We start from the raw sequence: 15,706 nt of genomic DNA, 5'->3' as shown, positions 1-15,706 counted from the left end.
GAGCCTACGCAGCGCCGCCTTCGGCCTTCAAGCCCTCGACAGCGTTTTTCTTCTTGTACGACGGCATGGGGCGAAACATCTGGAACAGCATGCCGCCCAGAATCACGATGGCCACAACCGTCCACACGTTGAACTCCACCTCGCCGGACAACAAGCCGCCGAACTGGTAGAACATAAGCCCCACGCACCATGCGAACACGGTCATGTACCCGATGGCGAACCATGTCCACTTCGCGCTTTCCATCTGGCGGCGGATAGTGCCGATAGCAGCAAAGCACGGCGCGCACAGCAGGTTGAAGGCGCAGAAGGCCAAGATCGCCGGAACGGAACCCGCCATCATGCCGGCGAACGCGGCCCACATGGTGGGGTCGGCCTCGCCCGCATCGCCCAAGCTGGTGATGATGCCAACAGTGGCCACGACGTTCTCCTTCGCCACCAATCCGGTGACGGACGTGACCGTAGCCTGCCAGTCGCCGAAGCCAAGCGGCGCGAACACCCAGCCGATCGCATTTCCCAAGCCAGCCATAAGGCTTTGCTGGATGTAGCCTTCGGCCTCGGAATCAAGCAAGCCGAAGCCCGCGCCCGTGTCGCCGAAGTTCATGAGGAACCAGATGACGATGGTGGACAGGAAGATGATGGTACCGGCCTTCACGATGTAGCTTCGAATGCGCTCCCACGTAGCCAGCAAGATGGACTTCACCGTAGGCAGGTGATAGGACGGCAGTTCCATGACGAACGGGGATACCTCGCCCGCGAACATGCGGGTCTTTTTCAACATGATGCCGGAAATGATGATGGCGATGACGCCCAAGAAGTAGAACAACGGCGCGACCCACCAGGTCTCTGCGGTATTGCCGCCCGCAATGGCGCCGAACACCAGCGCGATGATGGGCATTTTCGCGCCGCAGGGAATCATGGTGGTCGTCATGATGGTCATGCGGCGATCCCGCTCGTTCTCGATGGTCTTCGTGGCCATGACGGCGGGCACGCCGCAACCGGAAGCCACCAGCATGGGGATAAAGCTCTTGCCCGACAGGCCGAACCGGCGGAAGATGCGGTCCATGATGAAGGCGACGCGCGCCAAATACCCGCAGCCCTCCAAGAACGCGAGCAGCAAGAACAAGATGATCATCTGCGGAACGAACCCGATAACGGCTCCCACGCCCGCGACGATGCCGTCCATGATAAGGCTTTGGAGCCACGGGGCGACGTCGGCCGATTCAAGGGCGTCTCCCAGCACCGTGCCCAAACCGGGAATCCACAGGCCGAACTCGGAGGGATCGGGCTCCTCCTCTTTAAGGGACGCGATTTCCTCTTCGCTGGCCCCGGCCTCCTCGGCCTCGGCCACGCTCTCTTCCCAGGCGCCGACGGCTTCTTCGTACTGCTCGTTGCCGGTGTAGAGCCATCCGTCGCCGGAAATGCCGTCGTTCGCCCAGTCGGTAACGACGCCCGTTCCCACGGAAATGGCCAGATAGTACACAAGCGCCATGATCACCACGAAGATGGGCAGGCCCAGCCAGCGGTTGGTCACCACGCGGTCGATCTTCTGCGTCGAGGTCATGCCCTTGCTCGAGCGCTTCACCGTATCGGCAACCACCTGCGTGACAGCATCGTAGCGTTCGGTTGTGATAATGCTCTCGGCGTCGTCGTCAAGCGCGTCTTCGACCTCTTTGCGCAAGGCGTCGATGGCGCTGAGATCTTTTGCGGGAAGGTCCAAGCTGGCAACGGTCATGTCCTCGCCCTCGAACAGCTTGATGGCGAACCAGCGCGCCGTAGCGGGAGAAACGCGCCTGCCCAGAATGCCCTCGATCTTGACAACGGCGTCTTCGACGACCGCATCGAACGGCAGCCGAGGCTTCGGAGCCGCGCCTTCCTTCGCCGCTTTCACGGCGGCGTCCAAAAGCTGCTCCATGCCATGGCCCTTGAGCGCCGAAGTCTCGATGACCGGGCAGCCCAGCCGTGCGGACAAGCCGGGGACGTCGATCTTGTCGCCGTTTTTCTTCACCAGGTCCATCATGTTGAGCGCAACGACCACCGGCACGCCCAGATCGAGGATTTGCGTGGTCAGGTACAGGTTGCGCTCGAGGTTCGTGGCGTCAACCAAGTTGATGACGGCGTCCGGCCCGCCCTTCAGCAGGTAGTCGCGCGTCACGATCTCTTCAGGAGAGTACGGGGACAACGAGTACACGCCCGGAAGGTCCGTGATGACGATGTCTTTGTTGCGGGTGTACTTGCCCTCTTTCTTTTCGACGGTCACGCCCGGCCAGTTGCCAACGTATTGGCTTGCACCGGTCAGGTCGTTGAACATCGTGGTCTTGCCGCAGTTAGGGTTTCCGGCAAGCGCTATTCGAATTGTCATTGTCTGCCTTTCCAGCAAGTTAACTTCTGCTAACTCATTCCCAAAAAAGAAGCGCTTTCGCGCCGATCCTCGTCATCTGACGCATGCTTCGCGCACGCGCGAGAGCGTCAGCCGACGAGGATGCTTTCCGCTTCGCTTTTGCGCAGCGACAGCTCGTAGCCGCGCACCGTGACCTCGAGCGGATCGCCAAGCGGCGCAACCTTGCGAACGAACACGTCCGTGCCCTTCGTGATGCCCATGTCCATGATGTGGCGCTTAAGGGCGCCCTCCCCCGTTAGACGGCGGACGGTAGCCACCTCCCCAATTGCCACGTCGCGCAGCGTTCTGTTCTGACCTTCAGTCATGCACGTTCTCCTTCCTTAACTCTATTTCCGCTTTGCTCGCCCGACAGAAACGCCCCGCGCGCGGCACCTTGGTCGCTGATTGCGAAACCGTTCGGCACGGCGTGGGGCGAAGCACGCACGAAAGCGCACGGTGAAAAACCGTGCTTCCGCGCAGAAGCCGCTTTTTAAGCTGCAGTGATGATGCGCGACGCCACCTGCTGGCTCAACGCAACTTGGGAACCCTTGATCTCCACGATCAAGTCGCCAGCCGCATGCGCGACAACCTGCACTTGGACACCCTCGACGAATCCCAGGGTTTCCAGATGATGGCGCAGCTCGCCTTTGCCTCGCACCTTCGCGATCACGGCCACCTCCCCGCTTCTCAAAAACGATAGCGGCATTTGATGAACCGTCGCGCTCGGCACCGAGGCTTGAGAAATAGCTCCCTGCGTGCTGGCAGCCACTGCGTTGTCCATGTCGACTCCCATCGAGTTAGCTTTGTATAACACAAAGTATCTTATAGCAAACATTTTGCAAATGGAAGCCATAGTTAACATTTTCTACAGACGGACGCGAAGGCGGGACCGCAAGCCGATTGCGGTTTCGGAGCGAACGATGGGCGCGGCCTTCGGCGAAGAGCGTAATTCCCTTGCCGATTCTCCTGCTTGCCGACGAGGGCCGCATAGTATACTGAAAATGGATAATGAACTGCAGGACTTCGGGCAGAAAGCGCAGAACATGGCTGAAAACCTCTATATCGATACGCGCGGGCGGACCGAACGCCCGGTTACGTTCACGGAAGCCGTCGTCGACGGTCTGGCCGCAGGCGGCGGGCTGTACGTCCCCCAGAGCATTCCGCAGCTTTCCCTTGAGGACATAACCGCGTTGGCCCAGATGCCGTACGCGCAGCGCGCATCCTACGTTTACCGCGCCTTCGACGTTGACCTGCCGGCCGAAACCGTAGACGCGCTTATGGCTCAAGCTTACGGCGACAACTTCGATAGCCAGGCCGTCTGCCCTATTTCGTCGCTCAACGCGAACACGCACGTGCTGGAGCTGTGGCACGGCCCCACGAGCGCGTTCAAGGACATGGCGCTGCAGTGCCTGCCGCGGTTCTTCTCCGCCAGCGCCAGCCAGCTGCGCGACCAGGGCAAACTTGACCACGAATTCCTCATTCTGGTAGCCACCTCCGGCGACACGGGCAAAGCGGCGCTCGAAGGGTTCCGCGACCAGGACGGCGTGTCCATTGCCGTCATGTACCCCGACGGAGGCGTGAGCGACATCCAGTTCAAGCAGATGGCCACGCAGCAGGGCCGCAACGTGCAGGTATGGGGCGTGCGCGGGAACTTCGACGACTGCCAAACGGGCGCGAAGAACGTGTTCAACGACGACGCGTTCGCGCAGAAGCTGCTTGACGAGCAGGGTGTGGCGCTTTCCAGCGCGAACTCCATCAACTGGGGACGACTGCTGCCGCAGGTGGTGTACTACGTATCGGCCTACGCGCAGCTGGTGGCGGATGGCAAGCTGAGCGCCGGCGACGAGCTGGACGTATGCGTTCCCACCGGTAACTTCGGCAACATCCTGGCCGCGTACTACGCCAAGCGCATGGGCGTGCCCCTTGGCATGCTCCTGTGCGCCAGCAACGAGAACCGCGTGCTGACGGACTTCATCAACACGGGCACGTACGATATTTCCAATCGCGACTTCGTGCTGACGCCGTCGCCGTCCATGGACATTCTGGTATCGTCGAACCTGGAGCGCCAGCTGTTCGAGCTGACCGACCGCAATGCCGAGGCCATCGCCGGCTGGATGGCCGACCTGCGCGAACAGGGCCGCTTCCGCATTGACGAGAGCACGTTCGCCCGCGTGCGCGAGACGTTCGCATCCGACTCCATCGACAACGCCGCGTGCCTGGAAACCATCAAGGCCGTGCTGGACGAGCACGATTACCTGCTGGACCCGCATACGGCCGTAGCCTACCAGGTGGCCGAGAACCTGCGCGGGCAGAACCCGGTGCTCATTGCCAGCACCGCCCATTGGGCGAAATTCGGCGACAACGTGTACCGCGCCCTGCACGACATCGAACCGGGCGCGCCGCTGCCGGACGACGTAGCCGCTCTTACCGGGTGCGCGCTCAACGAGCTGATCGCGCGCGAAACGGGCAAGCACGACATCCCTCGCGGGCTTGCCGAGCTGGACGAGCTGCCCATTCGCTTCACCGACGTGATCGACGCGGGAACCGGCGACATCGAAACCGCAGCGCTGCGGTTCCTCGACAACCTGAGCAAACGATAGACGAACCGGCCACGAGCGCCGTACGAGAAAAGGACGAGACCATGAGCGAGCTTGCGAACCTGAAGCCGACCATTCGACTTTCCATCATGAACCCCGACTCCGACAGCGGATCGCTGTTCGGGCGGGGCATCGCCAGCCTGTGCTTGGGCGTACGAGAAACGGGATCGCTCAACGCAGCCGCGAAGAGCATGGGCATGGCGTACAGCAAGGCTTGGCGCATCATCAAAGACACCGAGTCGGCGCTGGACATGCAGCTGCTGCATCGCGACGGGGCGCACGGCAGCAGCCTGACCGATTCGTGCAACAAGCTGCTTGACGCGTACCTGTCCATCGAGGAGAAGCTTCAAGAAGAAGCCGAGAAAGCGTTCGCCGACATTTTGGTGTAGCGCCGGGGCGCGAAGACTCATGCGCCCCGATAGTACCAAACGGCAAGCTGGGTGCGGTTCTTGCATCCCAGCTTCTGCAGGATCGTGCTGATGTGATTGCGCACGGTTCCGTCGCTCAAGTACAGCTGCGCGGCGATTTCCTTGTTGTCGAGGCCTTCGGCCACCAGCGACACGACGGCCTGCTCGCGCTCGGTGAGCAGGCCGTCGCTTTGAGCACCGCGTTGGCCCGTCGAAGCAGCGTGGCTTCCCATGAGCTTGCCCACGCGGCCCACCACCTCCTCCCCCAGCACGTTCTGGCCGGACATAACGCTGCGCAGCGCCGGCGCAATGGTGGCAACCTCCTGCTTGATCAGGTAGCCGCGCGCGCCCAGGCGGAGTGCGCGAACGATGTACTCGTCATCGGAGAACGTGGTCAGAAACACGATGCGCGCAGAGGGACGGGCGGTCAAGATGCGCTCGGCCGCGGCCAAGCCGTCCATGCCCGGCATCTGGATATCCATGAGCAGCACGTCGGGCTCGTGCGCATCGTAGAGCCGTACCGCATCTTCCCCGTTTTCGCCGCAGGCGACCACGTCCACGTCGGGCTCGGCCGACAGAATGGTTGCAAGAGACGCGGCAACGAACGCATCGTCGTCCACGACGACCACGCGAATGGACCGTCCATTTGCCTTGGAACCGTCGATCATACCCGCTCCTCCCCCGCGCCTTTCGGCACGGACGCGAACACCTTGCATCCCTTTTCGAACGACACGCGGAACACGCCGCCCAGCGCACGGGCCCGATCTTCCATCGTGGTCAGGCCGATGCCGCGCCCGTCTTCGCCCATCGCGGGCGGACGCGTGCCGTCGTCATGCACGACAAGCCGATAGAATCCCGGATGCTCCACCACCGAAACCTCTACCGTGCCGGCGTTGCTATGACGCACCGCGTTGGAAAGCGCCTCGCGCACAATGGCGATGAAGCCGTAGCCGACCTCCGCAGGCACGTGGTCCGCCCGAAACTCAACGCGAACCGGCAGCGCGCACGCCTCGGCCGCAGCGCGCACCTGCGTTTCCAGGTCGAACGCGTCGTCGTGCAGGTCATGGACGCTCGCACGCACGGTGCCCATGGCCTCGTGCAGCGTCTCGCCCACCTGGGCAAGCTCCGAGCGCACGCGCTCGTCGTCTCGATGGACCACCTGCAGCGCCTCGGTTTGCATGATGGCGCGCGTCAGAAGATGACCCACGTTGTCGTGTATCTCGCGAGCGATGCGGCCGCGCTCGGCCAGCGTGGCCAAACGGACCTCGAGGTCTTGCCGCTCGCGCAGCTGGGCGTTTTTCTCCTCGAGCGCCAACGTCCCTTCCCGCAGGTCATCGCGCAAATGACGGGCCTCTTCCTTCTCGCGCAAGCTGACGGCGGTGCGACGTGCGAGCGCGTAGGCGAGCACGCATCCGAACAGCATGACAACGGCCGCAAGCGACTCCATGCGCAGAACGCACACGAACGCGGGAAGCAGCCATCCAAACCGAAGAACCCGGCAGGAGCCGCGCGCCAGATCGTACACCGCAAGCGGCAGAAACGTGCCGAGCACCGGATCGACCAGGCACGCGAGCGCATAAGAGCACGGCAGCCACCGCGCCCAACGACGCGGAAGCACCTCTGCAAGCGCCGAGAACAGCACTGCGATCAGCATCGCGGCCACGTACGCACCGTTCCACGCGACAACGGCGACGCCCAACGCCGTGCAGGCAAGCACGGCAACCTTGTCGACGATTCTCTCCATGCGCCCATGGTAGCAGGTCAACGCAAGCTTTGCGGAAAAGGCATGGGCGCGCCGACGCTTTCGTGACAGATGTCATGGCCTTGCGGCCAAGGGGATGACCGCGCTCACTGGCGAACTCCGGTCAAACGGGCGATTATGGTGACAACGCTTGCGGGCTTGCGGAAAAACGCGCCGCGAAGCGTCCGAGAAAGGAACCCCATGGACATCATAGCCGTCGACAACCTGGTCAAACGCTACGGCAGCGCCATCGCGCTCGACCATTTCAGCCTGCATATCGCACCCGGCGAGATATTCGGGCTGCTCGGTCCGAACGGATCGGGCAAAACCACCGCCATCAACTGCATCTTGCAGCTGCTCACCTTCGACAAGGGAACCATCAACCTGTTCGGAGAGCCCATGGCGCCGACGCGCTACGACCTGAAGCGGCGCATCGGCGTGGTTCCGCAAAACGTTGCGGTGTTCGAGGAGATGACGGTGCGCGAGAACATCGACTACTTCTGCTCGCTGTACGTGTCCGACCGGCTGCGCCGGCGCGCGCTCGTAGACGAAGCGATCGCGTTCGTGGGCCTGGAGGAGTTCGTCAAGCACCGCCCCCGCAAGCTGTCGGGCGGCCTTTTGCGACGCCTGAACATCGCCTGCGGCATCGCGCACAAGCCCGAGCTCATCTTCTTCGACGAACCCACCGTAGCCGTGGACCCGCAAAGCCGCAACTCCATTCTGGAAGGCATCAAGCGCCTGAACGCCGAAGGCTCCACCGTGGTGTACACGAGCCACTACATGGAAGAGGTGGAGGATATATGCAGCCGCATCATGATCATGGATCGCGGCCGCACGATAGCCGCGGGAACGAACGACGAGCTCAAAGCCATGATAAGAACCGGAGAACGCATCCGCATCGAGCTGGACGAAGCTCCCGAAGCGCTTGTGGCCGACGTGCGGGAGCTGCCGCACGTACTGCGCGCATCGTTCGACGGCGAGGCGCTGGAAGCCGTTTGCGACAACGGCACGCACAACGTGGCCGACGTGCTGGACGTGCTGAAATCCCACGGCGCGGCCCCCGGTCGCATTTGGGCGGAACCGCCCACCCTCAACGATGTGTTCCTGGAGATCACCGGGACCGAACTGCGGGATTCCTAGGAGAGGCCATGTGGACCACGTTCAAATACACCGCGAAGATGCTCACGCGAACACCGTCGTTGTTCGTCTGGGCCTTCGCCTTCCCCATTTTGCTTTCGACGCTGTTCATGTTCATGTTCTCAGGGCTTGACGCACAGGAGTCGATCAGTCCCGTGCCGAGCGTCGTGGTTGCGGACGCCGCGTATGAAGGCTCTGCGTTTGCGCAGATGATCGACCAGCTGAGCACCGGCAACGACCGACTGCTGGACGTTCGGCAGGTGGCAAGCGAGGACGCTGCGCGCGACTTGGTCCGAAGCGGCGAGGTGGCCGGAGGGTTCTCCGTCGACGACGAGGGCAATCCCGTGCTCATCGCGGCAGCGGGAACGCAAAGCCTTAACAGCAGCCTGAGCCGCATCAATGCCACCATCCTGCAGACCATCGCCGATTCCTACGCGCAGAACGCGGAGCTTTTGACGCAGATCGCCCGCACCAACCCGCTTGCGCTGGCCGACGCCGACGCCGTGCGGCAGGCCCTCGACACCCCGGCGGCAACCGAACAGGTATCGCTCACGCACAGCTCGCCTTCCCAAAGCGTTCGGTTCTACTACGCGCTTTTAGGCATGGCGGCCCTGTTCACCAGCCAGGTTTCCATGTTCGCCCTATGCCAGATGCAACCCAATCTCTCGATTTTGGGAGCGCGACGCACGGTAGGCGCGATCAGCCGCACGAAAGCGCTGGCAGCCACGTTGGCGGCAAGCTGGTCGCTGGCCCTTGCATGCCTTTTGGCAGCGTTCGCCTACATTCGCTTCGTCGTAGGGGTGGACTTCGGAGGAAGAGAAGGGCTGTGCATGGTGGGACTGGCGGCCGCCGCGCTGCTGGCCACGGCGCTCGGCACCCTTATCGGCGCGCTGCCGAAAATGAGCCTTCCCGCGAAATCGGGCATCCTGACGGGCGCGACTTGCTTCCTGTCGCTGTTCGCGGGCCTGTACGGCGAACCGTGCATGCAGCTTGCCGACAGCATCGCCCGCGCATTTCCGATAACCGCCACGTTGAACCCCGCAAAGCTAACGACCGATCTGTTCTACAGCCTGTACTACTACGACGCGCTGGGGCCGTTCTTCGAGAAGATGCTCGTTCTGCTTGCATTCGGCGCGGTCCTGTTCGCTCTGTCCGCTCTTTTCATTAGGAGGCAACGCTATGAGCATCTTTAAGGCAGCCCTTCGCGTTGCACTCAGCCACCCTGTGTACCTGCTGGTGTACGCCGTATGGCTGAGTGCCATGGGCGTGTTCGTCACCAGCGGCGTTGCCGCGGACACCGGTCAAGACGAATTCGAAAGCTACACGGCCAATATCGCCGTGATCGACCGGGACGGGTCGGACCTGTCGCGCGGCCTGGAAGATCACCTTGCCGAACGGGCGACGCTGGTCGAAGTGGAGGACAACACGCTCGCTTTGCAAGACGCCGTAGCAACGGGCCTGGTCGAATGCTTGTTCATTGTTCCCGACGGCTTCGGGGAAGCGTACGTGAACGCAGCCAGGACGGGCGGAGACGCACCTGTTGTGGAATCGGTTTACAGCTACCAGTCGATGTCAGGATCGCTGTTCGATCAAGATGTCAATCGGTACCTTTCCCTGGTGGCCGCCGCTGCCGCTCTTGACGAAGCAGCCGAAGCAGACAGCTTGGTGAAGCAGGCGAACGAGGCGGCCGCGCATACGGCGAGCGTGGACGCCGTCACCTCGGCAGACGCCGCAGCCCCTACCGATCAGCTGGCGTTCTACCTGCAATGGAGCACGTACACGCTCACGGTGGCCATCATCGTATGCGTAAGCCTGCTTATGAACTCGTTCAACCGCACCGACGTATCCCGGCGCAACGTCTCGTCGCCGGTTAGCCCGCTTTCGTACGGGCTGCAGATGACCTTGGGCTGCCTGTCCGTAACTTTGATGATAGGAGGGTTCAGCATCGGCTTGGGCATCGCGGTGTTCGGATCGTCGCTAGGAAGCGTGCCGCCCGCTGGAATAGCCTTGATGCTGGGCGCTTCGCTGGCGTTCTCGCTTGTTCCGTTGGGCATCGGGTTCTTGCTCGGACAGATAGGAACGAGCGAGCCCATCGCAAACGCAGCGGGCAACGTGCTGGGCTTGCTCATGGCGTTTTTGGGCGGTGCATGGGTCAGCCTGGATTTGCTCGCCCCCGAAGTGCAAGTGGCCGCGTACTTCACGCCTGCGTCCTGGTTCAACGACGCCGTGAGCCGAGCGCTTCGCCTTGACGCCGTGTCCTGGGATGCGATCAGCCCCATTCTGGGCGATATCGGTATCGTGCTGCTGTTCGCCTCCGTTTTGATCGCGTCCGGCCTGGTTGCCGGAAAGCTGCGAGCGTCAAGCTCGAGGGCCGGCGGCAACGCGGCGGCCGCGCGAGCGTAAGGGAAGCCGCCGGGGGGCCGACGCAGCACCGTCGGCCCCCTCTAAAAAGCAACCCCGCAGGAGCCCCTCTACCACACGGCCTCTACGACACGGCTACGCCGTCGTAGAGGGGAATGCGCCAGTTGAGGTACGCAATCGTGTTGCACGTGAGCACCACGGTGCGCGCAGGCAGCCCTTCGGCTGCGGCCGTAGCGTAGGCGCCCGGCTCGCACGACGCTTCGCGCAGGCGATCGCGATCTTCGAACCACACGGAAGGCCCGCGGTCGAACGTGATCCGATCGCCGTAGAAAAGCGTTTCGCCCGGCGGCAGAAGCGCGTCCCGATCAAGCAGCGAGCCTGCATCTTTATCGGCGTAGAGCGTGCGGTCGGCGAACAGCGCCGTACTGCGATCGGTTTGCGCATAGCTCACGGAAACCTTGTTGCGGCCGTACAAGCGAAGGCCTTCGCTTGGCAGCGGGGATCCTTCCGCGTAGCGCTTCGTGCACGAAGCGTCCACGAACCACCCCTCGAACCCCGCGCAATCCTGCTTGACGGCCGCTGCGGCAGCCTCTGTGCTCGTTCGGTACGCCACTCCCGCGGGCAGCAGGTCCCCGAACCCCGAAAGAACCTGTCCATCCGCATAGTACGTCACCTCGGCGAGCACTTGCCAACGCGCGTAGCACGTCGTATCGGCCGCTATCGAAATCGACGCGCCGGCACTGCCCACGAAGTCGCCTCCCGACGCAGCCGAGTACCAGCCTTCGAACACGTGCCCGGGCTTTTCCCCGGGATCAGGAAGAACAACGGCGCCGGGACGCCATTGGGCGTACAGCGTTGCCTTTCCCTTCGTGGATCGCATGTTCTTGACCAGGGAGCCGTCGCCGTAGGACTCGCCCGAGCCGTCAGGACGCGCGTTCCACGACGCCCACGGCCAAACGCATGCCAGCGAGGCGACGCCCATCGACCCGCCTTGCGCGTCGCACGTCAACCGGTACGAGCGCTCGTACCCGTTCATCGTCAAGGCTTTGGGAGCGTCGTACACGTGCACGGAATCGCTCGTCGATCCCCCGGTCGCGCCGTTTCCTTCGTACGAGACAACGTAGGATACAGGCTTCCACTGGGCATACAGCGTGATGGTGTTCGAACCGCTCGGCGAAGGACGCCCCGCGCTCGGATCGCGCCAGAAGTCAGAGGGCCCGTTGTTCCATCCGTGCGGCACAAGGCTTTCCACCTGAAGGTTCCAATCCTGATAGCCAATCTTCTGACCAGGACGAACGTTCACAGGGCCCTGTCTTTCGGTCGACCATCCCTCGAACGTATACCCCACGCGAACGGGCAGCTTCGAAGACACCGCGCCAACGCTGCCGATGTACTTGTACTGGGAGCCGGGCGCGCCCGAGCCGCCGTTCGCATCGTAGCGGATGCTGACGCGCGGCCAGAAGTCGACGCTGCCGTAATTGCGCAGGCCCGTCCCCTCGGTATCGCCCACCCCGGCAATCGTGCTGTGAATGTAGATATGGTTGTGCATGAGCTCGTCCAGGCCGCCGTGGCTCGAAAGGACGGTGCCGCCCCATCCGTACCCGTACGTAGCGATGCAGCCGAACCCCGTGCCGTTCTTGCTGCCGGTCAAATCCCCGGTGCCCATGTTCGCGCCGCCCCTAGACCAGCTTCCGTTGCCCGCCGTGTACCAGACAAGGTCGTCCTGCCCGCCGGCGTCTCCCCAAATCGCGAACTGGTAGGCCACCACGTAAGCGTTCGTCCCGCCCGGAAGCTCCCAGTTCGGCATGCCCGGTCTGGGGCCGTTCGGATCCGAGCCGATCAGCTCAAGATAGCCCGAAGGGCTCGCGGATATCCAAGCACGATTGTAGATGCTGGTCGTGTCGGAATGCAGGTACTCGTATCCGAACGCCTCGCGCGGGAGGCACGCTGCGAACCCAACCGCCAGCAAAAGCACCGAGAGCAGCAGCGAAACGGCTTTCGCGTAAACTCTGCGCATACCCTACCCCCTTCCTTCGTCGCGCTTCGCTCTTGCCTGCGCAAGCGCTTTTTCGGCATCGTTTTGATCGCGAAAGCTCGACCTTGCGATTTCGGACAGATCTTGATCGGGCAACGCGGCTGATTCGATATCCCGGTAAGCAACGGCCGCCCGAGCAGGCGAACCCGACTCACCGAATCGGATCGGGACCGGATCCCCCGCAGCGCGCATCGACCCGTCCTCCACCATAATCACGGGCAGTTGCAGCGACAGCTCGTAAAATCCTTCGGGAACGTCGACGACGCACGTGCCCGGCCCTTCGAACAGCATCTGCTTGTCGATTTTTTCGCCGTCGACCGAGAACCCCGAGACGAAAGCCCCTAAAGCAACGTTGCCGATCGACCATCCTTCGCAGGAAACCGTCGCCTCGAGACACCGAAGAGGAGCGGGCGCTTCGGCTTGCCCCTCGCGTTCGAAGCCGGCCGCAAACCCACCGAGCGCAAAGGCGGCCCAGGCCGCAACCGCAGCCCCGAGCACGGCGGTGGCAATCGGGACGGGCCTTCGCGAAGCCGACTTGATCGCACGTCGAACCCTGCTCGCAAACGAACGCGACCCGCATTTCCCATACTGCATACCCGTCCTCCCTACGCCATCGTGTCGTTCAAGAACTCCAGCAAGCTGACCACGGTTGGCACCACCACCAACGCAACCGTCGGCGGCAGAAAGCACATCGACAGCACGATGTCGAGCTTCGTCGGCATCGTGCGAATGCGCTCGAGCACGTCAGCCTGCGCCGTTTCACGCGCCACGGCCGCCTGGGACGCAAGCCCTTCGGCAATGGACGACCCTTGGGTGATGGCCTGCGTCACGTGCGCCGCGAACGCGGATACGTCTTGGCTGCGGCAACGCGCTGCAAGATGCTCAAGTGCAGCCTCGCGCGAGTGACCCAGAAAGTTCACCTCCTGGTCAACAATGAAAAGTTCCTCGGAAATAGGCCCGCTCAGGCTTTCCGCAACCTCCCTGAAGCACTGCTCGACCGGGGATCCGGCGGCAAGCGCCACGCTCAAAAGCTCCATGGCTTCGGGCAGGGCGGCCTCGATGTCACGACGCCGACTTTTTTCCTTGCTTGAAACGATCAGAGCGGGGAGCATCCATCCCGCAACAACCCCTATGCAAAAGGCAAGCATCCGCACGGCAGCGTGCGCACCGGGTGCAAACGCTGCCGCAAGCGTCGCCAAAAGACCCGCCGCAACAGCACAGACAACGCGCAGGCTACGCCAGGTTTCCGGTTCAAGGCGAACGCCCGCCCGCGCCAAACGATCGCGACGCGCGTCGACATCCGTGCGGGCAACCGGAGCCAAGCGGTCAAGGCCGCAGGACAAAGCGGACAGCGCCTCGCGCGCGCAGCGACGTAAAGCTCCTTCGGCGCGGGCAGGTTCAACCGCGCGCACGCGTCGCGCCGGCACGGCGAAGCCGCGCGGTTGCGGCGCGCATGAACGAACCAAGATCTCGTACGATGCAAGCCCGAGCAACGCCCCCAACATAAGCAGCGATCCCATAACCACAACGTCCAACACGATCGCCCCCTTTCAAACGAATGAGAATCCCAAAATTCGCCCTCGGACCCATCACCGACCACTATTCGATACGCTCGTTATGCGCTGGCACGCCAGCAAGCCGCCGACCTCGCACAACGCAGCCACCCCCGCCACCGCCCACCCGAGCGGCTCCTCTGCGTAAAAGCGCGCGAAATCAGGATTAGCGACGAACATGAGCAGAAAGATGGCCGGCATGGCCGCCGCAACGAACCACTTCGCCAACCGCGTGCCCGCGAGCTCCGTACGCAGTTCGCGGCTCATCTTCAAGCGCACGTTCGCGTGCGCAGCGATCATGTCGAGTACAGGAGCGATCGCCCCTCCGAAACGCTGCTGCACGCGAACGGCAGCGGCCAACGCCTGCACGTCAGGGCTGGCCGTCCTGCGAGCCATCTCCTCAAGCGACACGCTCAACGACGTCCCGTATGCAGCGTCGGCAAGCACGCGGGCAAGTTCCTCGCGAAGCGGGTCGTCCACATGCGCCGCAACCGCACGTATCGCGCGCTCAAGCGTTAGCGAGCTGCGAACACCGCCCGCAATCTGAGGCAAGGCCCGACAGAATTGCCTGTCCAGAAGCGCGCTCCTGCGTGCTCGCAGCACGCCCACCCGCAGCCAAACCGCGGCGGCCGCCGCACCGCCCGCGAAAAAGCCAACGGGACAGCTTCCCGAAAGCGCCGCCGCCAAGCACCCTGCAAGGAACACCGCGCACAGAGCCTGCGCAACCCACATCGAGGGAACGGTTTCGATACCCGCCTCGTGCAGCATCGTCGCAAGCGGGCTGCGCGAAACCTTTGCGCGTGCAGCCGCAGCAGCCTTCCCGGCTGCGTACAGCTCGGTTTCGCCCAAGCTGCGCGATCGCAGCTCGGCGCGTTCCCGTCGATACGAAGAGAACGCGATCAACGACAATGCAGAGCAAGCGCATAGCAAAACCGCCGGTAGTGCGAGACCAATCATGAAAGCCCCCTGTCACGCCGAGAAGAACCACGCAGGGTCGTACCACGCCCCCGCCGTTCGCATACGCTCCTTGATGCGCTGCGGCTGCACGCCCCGCGCACGCCATGCCCCCGCAATCGCGCCCGCCGCATCAACGCCTTCCACCTCGAACGAGAACAGCTCGGAACGCGGTATCACCGAGCTTCCCTCGGGCAAAGAATCCACTGCGACGATGCTTGTCACCTTCCTCCTGCCGTCGCGCAAGCGCTCGACATGCACGATCAAGCCGCCTTGCAAAGATTCGGCGATCTGCTGAACGATGACCTCGCGGCTCAAATCCCCGTCGGCGTACCCGACCATGGTTCGCAAGCGGCTGATAGCGTTCGCCGGGTCGTTCGCATGCACGGTGGTCATGGACCCGGGATGGTCCGTCTGCATGGCCTGCAGCATGTCGTACGCCTCGGCCCCGCGGCATTCGCCGATGACGATGCGATCGGGACGGCGTCGCAAAGCAAGCGTCACCAAATCACGCATGCTCACCGCGCCCTCGCCCTCTGCGTTC

The 15,706-nt window shown here is 63.1% G+C and carries 15 protein-coding genes; 5 read left to right on the top strand and 10 right to left on the bottom strand.

Annotated features, from left to right (window positions below; translation table 11 throughout):
* Positions 1–4: 4 nt before the first annotated feature.
* The 3 genes from feoB to ACMNI9_RS01655 all read right to left on the bottom strand — a co-directional run bounded on the left by feoB (position 5) and on the right by ACMNI9_RS01655 (position 3,158).
* Positions 5–2,359 carry a ferrous iron transporter B gene (feoB, locus tag ACMNI9_RS01665; RefSeq protein WP_114566252.1) on the bottom strand — a complete coding sequence of 785 codons (2,355 nt, stop codon included), beginning with the start codon at positions 2,357–2,359 and terminating at the stop codon, positions 5–7.
* Between the two features lie 107 nt (positions 2,360–2,466).
* Positions 2,467–2,703 carry a FeoA family protein gene (locus ACMNI9_RS01660; protein WP_114566251.1) on the bottom strand — a complete coding sequence of 79 codons (237 nt, stop codon included), beginning with the start codon at positions 2,701–2,703 and terminating at the stop codon, positions 2,467–2,469.
* Positions 2,704–2,867: 164 nt separating this feature from the next.
* Positions 2,868–3,158 carry a FeoA family protein gene (locus ACMNI9_RS01655; RefSeq protein ID WP_225749863.1) on the bottom strand — a complete coding sequence of 97 codons (291 nt, stop codon included), beginning with the start codon at positions 3,156–3,158 and terminating at the stop codon, positions 2,868–2,870.
* A 262-nt stretch (positions 3,159–3,420) separates the two neighbouring features.
* On the opposite strand from ACMNI9_RS01655, the gene thrC reads away from it, so the two are divergent.
* On the top strand, positions 3,421–4,977 hold the full coding sequence (gene thrC, locus ACMNI9_RS01650; protein WP_418830570.1) for a threonine synthase: 1,557 nt from the start codon (positions 3,421–3,423) through the stop codon (positions 4,975–4,977).
* Between the two features lie 41 nt (positions 4,978–5,018).
* Entirely contained in the window at positions 5,019–5,363 is a 345-nt protein-coding gene (locus tag ACMNI9_RS01645; protein ID WP_114566249.1) for a winged helix-turn-helix domain-containing protein, read from the top strand.
* 17 nt (positions 5,364–5,380) lie between these two features.
* On the opposite strand, the gene ACMNI9_RS01640 is transcribed toward ACMNI9_RS01645, so the two are convergent.
* Positions 5,381–6,049 carry a response regulator gene (locus ACMNI9_RS01640; protein ID WP_114566248.1) on the bottom strand — a complete coding sequence of 223 codons (669 nt, stop codon included), beginning with the start codon at positions 6,047–6,049 and terminating at the stop codon, positions 5,381–5,383.
* The gene (locus tag ACMNI9_RS01635) at positions 6,046–7,125 is read right to left on the bottom strand and encodes a sensor histidine kinase (protein WP_418830567.1); all 1,080 of its coding nucleotides are present in this window, start codon (positions 7,123–7,125) and stop codon (positions 6,046–6,048) included. Before ACMNI9_RS01635 ends, ACMNI9_RS01640 begins: the two co-directional genes overlap by 4 nt.
* A 198-nt stretch (positions 7,126–7,323) precedes the next feature.
* Between ACMNI9_RS01635 and ACMNI9_RS01630 the strand changes: the two genes are divergently transcribed.
* The 3 genes from ACMNI9_RS01630 to ACMNI9_RS01620 are packed head-to-tail and all read left to right on the top strand — an operon-like array spanning position 7,324 to position 10,662.
* Complete coding sequence (locus ACMNI9_RS01630; RefSeq protein ID WP_114566246.1) at positions 7,324–8,262, top strand: ABC transporter ATP-binding protein; 939 nt, start codon at positions 7,324–7,326, stop codon at positions 8,260–8,262.
* An 8-nt stretch (positions 8,263–8,270) separates the two neighbouring features.
* Positions 8,271–9,452 (top strand): ABC transporter permease, encoded by a 1,182-nt coding sequence (locus tag ACMNI9_RS01625; RefSeq protein ID WP_216528774.1) that lies wholly within the window; start codon positions 8,271–8,273, stop codon positions 9,450–9,452.
* Positions 9,439–10,662, top strand: coding sequence for an ABC transporter permease (locus tag ACMNI9_RS01620; RefSeq protein WP_418830565.1), 1,224 nt, complete (start codon positions 9,439–9,441; stop codon positions 10,660–10,662). The genes ACMNI9_RS01625 and ACMNI9_RS01620 overlap by 14 nt, the downstream gene beginning before the upstream one ends.
* Before the next feature lie 82 nt (positions 10,663–10,744).
* On the opposite strand, the gene ACMNI9_RS01615 is transcribed toward ACMNI9_RS01620, so the two are convergent.
* The 5 genes from ACMNI9_RS01615 to ACMNI9_RS01595 form a co-directional block, all read right to left on the bottom strand.
* Positions 10,745–12,637, bottom strand: coding sequence for an InlB B-repeat-containing protein (locus ACMNI9_RS01615; RefSeq protein WP_216528772.1), 1,893 nt, complete (start codon positions 12,635–12,637; stop codon positions 10,745–10,747).
* Between the two features lie 3 nt (positions 12,638–12,640).
* Positions 12,641–13,249, bottom strand: coding sequence for a hypothetical protein (locus ACMNI9_RS01610; RefSeq protein WP_216528771.1), 609 nt, complete (start codon positions 13,247–13,249; stop codon positions 12,641–12,643).
* An 11-nt stretch (positions 13,250–13,260) separates the two neighbouring features.
* A complete protein-coding gene (locus ACMNI9_RS01605) occupies positions 13,261–14,193 on the bottom strand; it encodes a type II secretion system F family protein (RefSeq protein ID WP_418830563.1) in 933 nt (310 codons plus the stop codon).
* Between the two features lie 51 nt (positions 14,194–14,244).
* Positions 14,245–15,165 (bottom strand): type II secretion system F family protein, encoded by a 921-nt coding sequence (locus ACMNI9_RS01600; protein WP_418830561.1) that lies wholly within the window; start codon positions 15,163–15,165, stop codon positions 14,245–14,247.
* A gap of 12 nt (positions 15,166–15,177) precedes the next feature.
* Positions 15,178–15,706: ATPase, T2SS/T4P/T4SS family (locus tag ACMNI9_RS01595; protein WP_418830559.1), on the bottom strand; the 529-nt coding region annotated here is incomplete at its 5' end.

The organism is Paraeggerthella sp. (assembly GCF_048427265.1).
Lineage (GTDB): Bacteria > Actinomycetota > Coriobacteriia > Coriobacteriales > Eggerthellaceae > Paraeggerthella > Paraeggerthella hominis.
The sequence above is the reverse complement of the archived record's forward strand: the minus strand, read 5'-3'. Positions and strand labels throughout refer to the sequence as shown.